Raw genomic sequence first — 8,644 nt, 5'->3', positions numbered from 1 at the left:
GTCCGAGACGAATTCGAAGCGTTCGAGCAACGATCCCTGCTCCCAGGGGCGCTGGGTTTCGCGGGTTTGCGAAACCACGTCGCGGCGCACCGCGATCATCATGTCGTTGATGCTCTGGCCGGGCTCGGCGATGTGGCGCAGCAGGGCGGCGGCGAAAGGCGAGTTGCGTCCGCTGCCGTCCATGGCGACAGCGCCAGGTGCCGTCGAGAAGGCGATGAACGAGCCGCGCGTCGAATCGAATTGCGCCAGCCCGGCCAGCGCCTTCGCCGAGCGCGTGGTGGCGGTGCGGCTGAGACTGCGGGCAAACGGATTGTTGCGGCAGGCATCGAGAAACACCAGGCTGACCTTGGTCTGCTGTTCCATGATGTCGAGGACTTCGTCGATCGGCACTGCTTCGAGCTGCAACTTGACGGGCACGTCCAGCCTGGCGTCGACCGGCACGATGTAGTTGCGCCCGTCGACCTGCAGGCCGTGGCCGGCATAGTAGAAAAGCCCGACGCCGGCGCCCTGGAGCGCATCGGAAAACGCGCCGATGCTGCGTTCGAGTTCACGCTTGCCGAGATCATTGCCCTCGATCACCTCGAAGCCGATCGAGCGCAGCTTGTCGGCGATGTCGAGGGCGTCGTTGACCGGGTTGGCCAGCGTGCCGGCTTCGGCGTAAGTGCCGTTGCCGATGACAAGCGCCACGCGCCGTTGCGGCTGCGCATCCGCGCTCAGCAGCAAAAGTCCCAGAAATGCCCATGCAAGGATCGCAAGCCTGCCCATGGGGCAGATCATAACGCCATCGGCCCCGGCGACGCCATCGGATTTGCAATGCAGGCCTAACCACGAGCGGGTTCGAACTCCCGGGCAAGAGCGACGAAAACGCCCTTGCGCCCGCGCGGTCTATCGGGCAAACCGGCCTTCCCCTGCGATTTTTCCCGCCCGAGGCCTCCATGTCCACGACGATTTCGCCGCTCGCGCCGAAGAAATACCCCAAAATGCCGGAAATCGAAGGGGTGCGCATCGCCACCGCCGAGGCAGGGATAAAGTACAAGAGCCGCACCGATCTTTTGACCATGGTCTTCGATGAAGGCACCGCGGTCGCCGGCGTGTTCACGAAATCGAAATGCCCTTCGGCGCCGGTCGATTTCTGCCGGCAGAATCTCGGCGCAGGCAAGGCCCGGGTGCTGGTCGTCAATTCCGGCAACGCCAACGCCTTCACCGGCAAGAAAGGCCGCGAGTCGACCGCGCTGACCGGCGAGGCGGCGGCGAAGGCGGCCGGCTGCACGGCAACGGAGGTTTTCCTGGCCTCGACGGGCGTCATCGGCGAGCCGCTCGACACCAGCAAATTCAGCCACCTGCTGGCCGGGCTGGTCAGCAACGGCAAGCCCGGGCTGTGGACCGAGGCGGCAAAGGCGATCATGACCACGGATACCTATCCGAAACTGGCGACTGCGACCGTCAAGCTCGGCGATACCGAAGTCACCATCAACGGCATTTCCAAGGGCGCCGGCATGATTGCGCCCGACATGGCGACGATGCTCTCCTTCATCGCCACCGATGCGCCGATCGCCGCCCCCGTCCTGCAGGATCTGTTGTCGCGCGGCACGGCCAAGTCCTTCAACGCGGTCACCGTCGACAGCGACACGTCGACCAGCGACACGCTGCTGATCTTCGCCACCGGCAAGGCCGCCAAGCGCGGCGCGCCGGAGATAACCGATCCCAAGGATGCCCGTCTCGGCGCGTTCCGCCGGGCGCTCGGCAAGGTGCTGAAATCGCTGGCGCTGCAAGTGGTGCGCGACGGCGAGGGCGCCCGCAAGCAGGTCGAAGTCACCGTCACCGGCGCCAAATCGGCGCGCTCGGCCAAGCGCATCGCGCTGTCCATCGCCAATTCGCCGCTGGTCAAGACGGCGGTCGCCGGCGAGGACGCCAATTGGGGCCGCGTCGTCATGGCCGTCGGCAAGGCCGGCGAACCCGCCGATCGCGACCGGCTGTCGATCTGGTTCGGCGACAACAGGCTGGCGCATGAAGGCGAGCGCGACCCCGGCTACTCCGAGGCCGCGACGTCGGCCTACATGAAGCGCGACGACATCCGCATCCGTGCCGATATCGGCATCGGCCGCGGCAAGGCGACGGTGTGGACCTGCGATCTCACCAAGGAATATGTCGCCATCAATGGCGATTATCGGAGCTGACGGTTTTGAGCTCCAGGCATCCGGCAAGCATGCTCGCGATCGTACGCCGCTACGAGGCGGCCGGCTTTCGCGCCTGGCCGGCAGCCGCCGTCCACTATGACGGCACCTGGGTGGTGCGGCTGACCGCCGGCCATCCGGCCAAGCGGCTGAACTCGGTCAATCCGCTCGATCCCGGCGATATCATGCACATGGCCGACCGTATCGGACGGGCCAGCCGCCGTTTCGATGCCTATGGAAGGCCGCTGACGTTCCGCATGTCGCCGCTGTCGGGTCCCGATCTCGCCAGCCATCTCGACCGCGAGGGCTGGAGCCGGTTCGACGAGTCGCTGGTCATGCGGCTGCCGCTGGCCGGCGCGCAGCTCGACGCCGCCATGGACCAGATTCCGCTCAAGGACATCAGCCGCTTCATCGGCGCGTTGCTCAAGGTCAGCGGTTCGGATGTTTCGCTGCGCCCCGGCCTGTCAGAGATCATCGGCGCCATCCAGCCCGAAGCCGGGCTGTTCGCGCTCGAAGATGGAGCCGAGGCGCTGGCGACGCTTATCTGCGTGCATGACGGCGATCTCGCCGGCCTGTTCGAGGTCGCCACCGACAGATCGGCGCGCAACAAGGGCCATGGCCGCAACCTGATCCTGTCGGCGCTGAAATGGGCGCGGCTGCGGGGCGCGCGGGAAGCCTGGCTGCAGGTCGAGGCCAACAACGTGCCGGCGCTGGCGCTCTACCATTCGCTCGGCTTCGAGGAAGTCTATCGCTACCACTACCGCCGGCCGCCGGGTCATGAATAATGTCGTGACCGCCGGCAAACGCCTGCTCCTGGTCGCCGCCTGCGCGCTGGTCGATGCCGACGGCCGGGTGCTTCTGGCGCAGCGGCCTCAGGGCAAGCAACTTGCCGGATTGTGGGAATTTCCCGGCGGCAAGGTCGAGCCCGGCGAGACGCCCGAACAATGCATCATTCGCGAACTGCATGAGGAAATCGGCATCGAAACCGACATTCCCTGCCTGGCGCCGCTCACTTTCGCCAGTCATTCCTACGACGATTTCCACCTGCTGATGCCGCTGTTCATCTGCCGCCGCTTCCGCGGCATCGCCCATCCCAGGGAAGGGCAGGCGCTGAAATGGGTGCGGCCAAAGCAGATGCGCGACTATCCGATGCCGCCGGCCGATGCGCCGCTAATCCCGTTCCTCATCGATCTTCTCTGAGGCTCGCGTCCGGTCGGTTCCTGGTCGAGGCGTGTATCAGCCAGCGTTAATGGAAGATTTATCTCGTCGTGAAAAATTGAAGCATGGCCGTTCGCGGCCGAGCCGTCGATTTGCCGGGGAGCGATAGCATGAGCCTAGACAGGGATTGGGACTCGATCCGGCCCGAGCGCGGTTTTCGCGCCGCCGATGCGGGCATGGGCATATTGCGCATCACGCTGCTGTTCGGTTCGGCCGCGGTGGCGCTGGCGCTGATCGCAACCCCCTTCCTCGACAGCCAGACACGCTCGCTGTCGGCCCGTGATGGTTTCGGCGGGCTTGACATGGCGGCGACAGGCTCGATCGGCCATCGCGAAACCTACACGCTGCGCCGCAGCGTGCTGCAGCCGCAACCGAGCTCGGTCTGCATCATCAGGTCCAATGGCAGGAGCAGCGGCGACTGCTGACATGGTTAAGAGATTTCGGAAAGGCGGCGGTTTCATCGCCTGTTAAGCCTTTGCCGTTAACCTTTCTTAACAGGTCGGCTGTAAGGTCCCGGACAGAGGGGTTGAGGCCATGAAAGCAGTGCTGCTGGGTTTTCTGAACGACGAGACCGGCGCCACGGCCGTCGAATATGGCGTCATCATCGCCGTGCTGTCGCTGGCCATCGTCGGCGGTATCGGTGAGGTCCGCGACGGGATCATCTGGCTGTTCAGCGACAACAACAGCAAGCTTGCGAACGCTTTCGCACCCACGCCCTGATCCGGCTTTCCGCGCCTGCGGGCAGGATCATTGCCCGCCGGGCGCCTCCAGGATTGTTCCCAGCGAGACCTTGGCCGACCCTGGCTTAAGCGGTTTTTGCTGCGATGCGTCGGGCGCCCAGCCGGACATCCAGACAATCGAGAAACTTGCCCTCACGCGGCCGTCGGGGTCGGAAAACCGCTCGGCGTAGATTTCCGCCGCGCGGGCAAACAGCTTGCGCGAGCCCGGCCGCCGGCTGCGATCGGTGAGCGCAGAGGTTTCGCCCATGGCCCGCAGATCCGCCATCAGGTTGAACAGGCTGGCATAGCGCACCGTCACCGTCTCGACGTCGGCGACCGGCAGAGCGAGACCGGCGCGCTGCAGCAGCGCACCGGCATCGCGCACGTCGGTGAACGGGGCGACACGCGGACTGGCGCCGCCGTAAAGCTCGGTCTCGGCCGAAAGCAGGCTTTCGCGCAACTCGAAAAGCGTACCGGCGCCGGCAAAGGCGCCGAGGAAAAGACCATCCGGCCGCAACGCACGGCGGATCTGGATCAGCATGCCGGGGATGTCGTTCATGGCCTGCAGCGACAGAAGCGACACCGCCAGATCGAGGCTTTCCGCTTCGAACGGCACGGTTTCGAGCGGTGCGATCAAGCCGGCGCCGCCACCGCTCAGGAAGGCCGTGTCCGCCTCGACGCGGACGATGTCGGCGACCTTGCCGCTTTCGGCGAGCGTTTCTGCCGCCGCCGGCGTCTGGCAAAACAGCACAGCCGCCTTGCCGAACCTGCGCTCGACGGCGCCCAGCCGGTCGGCAAGGTCCTCGGCCGTGCGGCGCATGAGGAAGTCCGCACCGTCGACCGGATGGGCAAGCGCGCGCCGCTTGTGCGCCAGCCATAGAGAGGTATCCATTATCGGCTGCAACGGGCAGATCCTTTGTTTGTCCACGCTCCGGGATCGTTGATATAGTGGCGCGCAGGAGCAACCACGTGGCCGATCCGATGCCCAAGATCAAGTCCATCGCGATCACGAACCTGGCCCGGTCGGTTGTCGGCTGGCCGGCGCGTATGCTGTTTCCGCCGGTCTGCGCCGGTTGCCGCCGGCATGTCTCGCAGCCAGGCGTGCTGTGCGGCGCCTGCTGGCCGAAGCTCAGGCTGCTGGAGCGGCCATGGTGCCCGGTCATGGGCACGCCGTTCACCCACCTTATGGGCGAAGGCTTTCTGTCGGCCGAGGCGATTGCCGATCCGCCGCCTTTCGAGCGGGCGCGGGCGGCGGTCGCCTATTCCGGCGTTGCCCGCCAGATGGTGCAGGGGCTGAAATACCAGGATCGCACGGATCTGGCACCCTGGATGGCGCGCTGGATGGTTCGCGCCGGTGCCGATCTCATCGCCGAGGCGGATGTGGTGGTGCCGGTGCCGCTGCACTGGCGGCGCTTTTTCAGGCGGCGCTTCAACCAATCGGCGGAACTGGCGAGGGCGGTCTCGACGCTTAGTCAACTGCCCTTCGCCCCCTCGGCGGTGCGTCGCGTGAAACTCACCCGCCAGCAGGTCGGGCTGGAGCGCGGGGAACGCGAGGAAAATGTGCGGGCTGCCTTTCGGGTACCCGCCGAGGCGGAAATCGAGATCGCCGGCCGCAGGGTGCTTTTGATCGACGATGTCTACACCACCGGCGCCACGGTGCGTTCCGCCACCAAGGCGCTGAAAAGGGGCGGTGCGGCCGCCGTCGACGTGCTGACCTTTGCGCGTGTGTTGCCGGGGGACTTCCGGGCGGACGAGTCCGCGACTATATAAGTCGGCAACGAACAGCGGAAATTCGTCATGGCCGATGTCACGATCTACACCCGCATGATGTGCGGCTATTGCACGGCAGCCAAGCGGCTGCTCGAGCGCAAGGGCGTCGCCTTTACCGAGCACGATGCCTCCTTCTCGCCGGAACTGCGCCAGGAGATGATCTCCCGGGCGCATGGCCGCACGACCTTTCCGCAGATTTTCATCGGCGATACGCATGTCGGCGGCTGTGACGACCTCCACGAGCTAGAGGCCGAAGGCCGGCTGGACAAACTGCTCGCCAACGGCGCGACGAATTGAGGGAATGACGATGGGTGTTTTCAAAGCCGCTGCGATCCAGATGCGTTCAGGCGAGAGTCCCGAGCGCAACGCCGTGGATCTCGAACGGCTGGTGCGCGAAGCAGCCAGCCTAGGTGCCACCTATATCCAGACGCCGGAAATGACCGGCGCGCTGATCCGCGACAAGGAAGCTCGCGCCGCCTCGTTTACGTCCGAAGACAAGGACATCGTCGTTTCGACCGCGCGCAGATTGGCCAGGGAACTCGGCGTCTTCCTGCATATCGGCTCGACCGCCATCCTGCGGGCCGACGGCAAGCTCGCCAACCGGGCGCTGCTGTTTGGCCCGGATGGTGCTGCGCTCGCCACCTACGACAAGATCCACATGTTCGATGTCGACCTCGACAATGGTGAGAGCTGGCGTGAATCCGCTGCCTACGAACCGGGCACCGAGGCCGTCGTCACCGAGATCGAGGGTGCAAAGCTCGGCTTCGCCGTTTGCTACGATTTGCGCTTTCCGCAGCTCTTCCGTGCCGAGGCACTGGCCGGCGCCGATCTGCTTTCCGTACCTGCCGCCTTCACCCGTCAGACCGGCGAGGCGCACTGGCACGTGCTGCTCAGGGCCCGCGCCATCGAGAATGGCGCCTATGTCATCGCCGCCGCGCAGGGCGGCCTGCATGAGGATGGCCGCGAGACCTACGGTCATTCGCTGATCGTCGATCCGTGGGGCCGTATCATCGCGGAAGCCGCGCATGACGAGCCTGATGTGATCGTCGCCGAGATCGACCCGGCGCAGTCGCTTGCCGCGCGCAAGAAGATCCCCAACCTCAGGAATGCACGGGATTTCGCCGTCAATGCCGGTTCGGGCGAGGCGCCGCGGCTCAGGGGTGCAGCCTCTTGATCCGCTTTGCCCTGATCTGCGAGCACGAGCACGAATTCGAAGGCTGGTTCCGCAGCAACGACGATTTCGACACCCAGAAGAAGCGCGGCTTTGTCGATTGCCCCACCTGCGGATCGCACAAGGTGCAGAAGGCGCTGATGGCGCCGGCCGTCTCCACGGCGCGCAAACAGGAAACAATAGCGCTGGCGATGGGCGAGGCGCAGAAGCAGGCTTTGGCACAGCTCAAGGCAATGGCCGAGAAGGTGCGCGAGAACGCCGACTATGTCGGCGACAAGTTCGCCGAGGAAGCGCGAAAGATCCATTTCGGCGAGAGCGACCCGCGCGGCATCTATGGCGAGGCGACGCTGGACGAGGCCAAGAGCCTGGCCGAGGACGGCGTCGAGTTCATGCCGATCCCGGTGTTCCCGGACGATCGCAACTGAGTCTTTCGACGCCAGCGGGACAGCGCCCCCCTTTGTCCTGCCGGACATCTCCCCCACGGGGGAGATCGGACGTCACCTAGGCCTTCGCCAATCTCTGACGTGGCAGGCGCAGTGTCGAAGCTGCCAATCTCCCCCCTCGTGGGGGAGGTGTCCGGCAGGACAGAGGGGGGCGCGAAGGATCGCAACAGAAATTAGCTCACGCTCCCGATCAGCTTTTCCAGCAGCCGAGAGAGCGTCTCCCGTTCCGCCGGCGTCAAGCCCGAGAGAATCTCGTGCTCGTTGGCAACATGGGCAGTGACGGCCTCATCGATCAAGGCCAGGCCCTTGTCGGTCAGCCTCACGACAATGCCGCGCCTATCGTTGGGATGCGGCCCGCGCAGGATCAATCCGGACGTTTCGAGCCGGTCGAGCCTGTTGGTCATGGCGCCTGACGTCACCATCGTCGCTTCATAGAGGGCGGTTGGCGTCAGCGCGTAGGGAGAGCCTGAACGGCGCAGCGTGGCCAGCACGTCGAATTCCCCGGACTGCAATCCATAACGGGCAAACAACGGCGCTAGGCGCTCGCGGGCGATCAGCGAGGCGGCCTCGTTCAGCCGCCCGAGCACACCCATCGGCGAGACATCCAGATCGGGCCGCTCCCGCTTCCATTGCTCGATCGCCCGTGCTGCCCTGTCCAACTGTCTCACCATCATATATCTTGACGTTAAGAATCTTTCCATTATCTTATCTTAACATGCAATGCCGGCCAAGGGCCGCGCTACAGGATTCGGTCAATGAAACGTCTTTGGGATTCGGCGCTCGGCCTGCTGGTCGTCACCGGCGGCCTGCTCGGCCTGACGCTGCCATTCGGCAAGCTCGCCACGGCTGCCGGCGTGCCGGCCATGGTCTGGGCCTTCGTCATCTCGCTCGGCGCCGGCGGCGTCTTGCTGTGCGTGCTCCTGGCTCGCGGCCAGCGGGTCCGGCTCACCGCGCACAAATTCCGCTATTTCTTCGTCACCGCCGCGGTGTCCTATGCCGTCCCCAACCTCCTGATGTTCTCGGCCATCCCGCATCTGGGCGCCGGCTACACCGGCATCATGTTCACCCTGTCGCCTGTCATCACACTGGTGTTCTCGATCCTGTTGCGTGTCCGGCGCCCAGATGCGGGATGGCCGAGAACATCAGGAG

At 65.2% G+C, this 8,644-nt stretch carries 13 protein-coding genes; 10 read left to right on the top strand and 3 right to left on the bottom strand.

Features of this window, described 5'->3' with window-relative positions:
* Positions 1 to 765, bottom strand: a 765-nt coding sequence (locus EN964_RS15955) for a caspase domain-containing protein (protein ID WP_206528723.1), incomplete at its 3' end; no start/stop codon positions are given.
* 170 nt (positions 766 to 935) lie between these two features.
* Here EN964_RS15955 and argJ point away from each other — a divergent pair.
* The 5 genes from argJ (at position 936) to EN964_RS15930 (ending at position 4,112) form a co-directional block, all read left to right on the top strand.
* Complete coding sequence (gene argJ / locus EN964_RS15950) at positions 936 to 2,177, top strand: bifunctional glutamate N-acetyltransferase/amino-acid acetyltransferase ArgJ (protein ID WP_127272359.1); 1,242 nt, start codon at positions 936 to 938, stop codon at positions 2,175 to 2,177.
* 29 nt (positions 2,178 to 2,206) lie between these two features.
* Positions 2,207 to 2,959: an N-acetyltransferase gene (locus EN964_RS15945; protein ID WP_127269617.1), complete on the top strand. Its 753-nt coding sequence runs from the start codon at positions 2,207 to 2,209 to the stop codon at positions 2,957 to 2,959.
* Positions 2,952 to 3,374, top strand: a complete 423-nt coding sequence (locus EN964_RS15940) for a (deoxy)nucleoside triphosphate pyrophosphohydrolase (RefSeq protein WP_127269618.1) — start codon at positions 2,952 to 2,954, stop codon at positions 3,372 to 3,374. Before EN964_RS15945 ends, EN964_RS15940 begins: the two co-directional genes overlap by 8 nt.
* A 128-nt stretch (positions 3,375 to 3,502) precedes the next feature.
* Positions 3,503 to 3,817, top strand: a complete 315-nt coding sequence (locus EN964_RS15935; protein ID WP_013529445.1) for a hypothetical protein — start codon at positions 3,503 to 3,505, stop codon at positions 3,815 to 3,817.
* 109 nt (positions 3,818 to 3,926) lie between these two features.
* Positions 3,927 to 4,112, top strand: a complete 186-nt coding sequence (locus EN964_RS15930) for a Flp family type IVb pilin (RefSeq protein WP_013529446.1) — start codon at positions 3,927 to 3,929, stop codon at positions 4,110 to 4,112.
* 27 nt (positions 4,113 to 4,139) lie between these two features.
* On the opposite strand, the gene EN964_RS15925 is transcribed toward EN964_RS15930, so the two are convergent.
* Positions 4,140 to 5,015, bottom strand: coding sequence for a class I SAM-dependent methyltransferase (locus EN964_RS15925; RefSeq protein WP_127269619.1), 876 nt, complete (start codon positions 5,013 to 5,015; stop codon positions 4,140 to 4,142).
* Between the two features lie 65 nt (positions 5,016 to 5,080).
* Here EN964_RS15925 and EN964_RS15920 point away from each other — a divergent pair, with 65 nt between their 5' ends.
* The 4 genes from EN964_RS15920 to EN964_RS15905 are packed head-to-tail and all read left to right on the top strand — an operon-like array spanning position 5,081 to position 7,477.
* A complete protein-coding gene (locus tag EN964_RS15920; protein WP_127276529.1) occupies positions 5,081 to 5,881 on the top strand; it encodes a ComF family protein in 801 nt (266 codons plus the stop codon).
* 27 nt (positions 5,882 to 5,908) lie between these two features.
* Positions 5,909 to 6,178, top strand: a complete 270-nt coding sequence (grxC, locus tag EN964_RS15915; RefSeq protein ID WP_127271365.1) for a glutaredoxin 3 — start codon at positions 5,909 to 5,911, stop codon at positions 6,176 to 6,178.
* A 10-nt stretch (positions 6,179 to 6,188) separates the two neighbouring features.
* A complete protein-coding gene (locus tag EN964_RS15910) occupies positions 6,189 to 7,055 on the top strand; it encodes a carbon-nitrogen hydrolase family protein (RefSeq protein WP_127271363.1) in 867 nt (288 codons plus the stop codon).
* Entirely contained in the window at positions 7,052 to 7,477 is a 426-nt protein-coding gene (locus EN964_RS15905; RefSeq protein ID WP_023811158.1) for a DUF1178 family protein, read from the top strand. The genes EN964_RS15910 and EN964_RS15905 overlap by 4 nt, the downstream gene beginning before the upstream one ends.
* Before the next feature lie 191 nt (positions 7,478 to 7,668).
* On the opposite strand, the gene EN964_RS15895 is transcribed toward EN964_RS15905, so the two are convergent.
* A complete protein-coding gene (locus EN964_RS15895; RefSeq protein WP_127271370.1) occupies positions 7,669 to 8,154 on the bottom strand; it encodes a MarR family winged helix-turn-helix transcriptional regulator in 486 nt (161 codons plus the stop codon).
* Positions 8,155 to 8,250: 96 nt separating this feature from the next.
* Here EN964_RS15895 and EN964_RS15890 point away from each other — a divergent pair.
* Positions 8,251 to 8,644, top strand: a 394-nt coding sequence (locus EN964_RS15890; RefSeq protein WP_164775834.1) for an EamA family transporter, incomplete at its 3' end; no start/stop codon positions are given.

This window comes from Mesorhizobium sp. M7A.F.Ca.CA.001.10.2.1 (assembly GCF_003998575.1).
Taxonomy (GTDB): Bacteria; Pseudomonadota; Alphaproteobacteria; order Rhizobiales; family Rhizobiaceae; genus Mesorhizobium.
The sequence above is the reverse complement of the archived record's forward strand: the minus strand, read 5'-3'. Positions and strand labels throughout refer to the sequence as shown.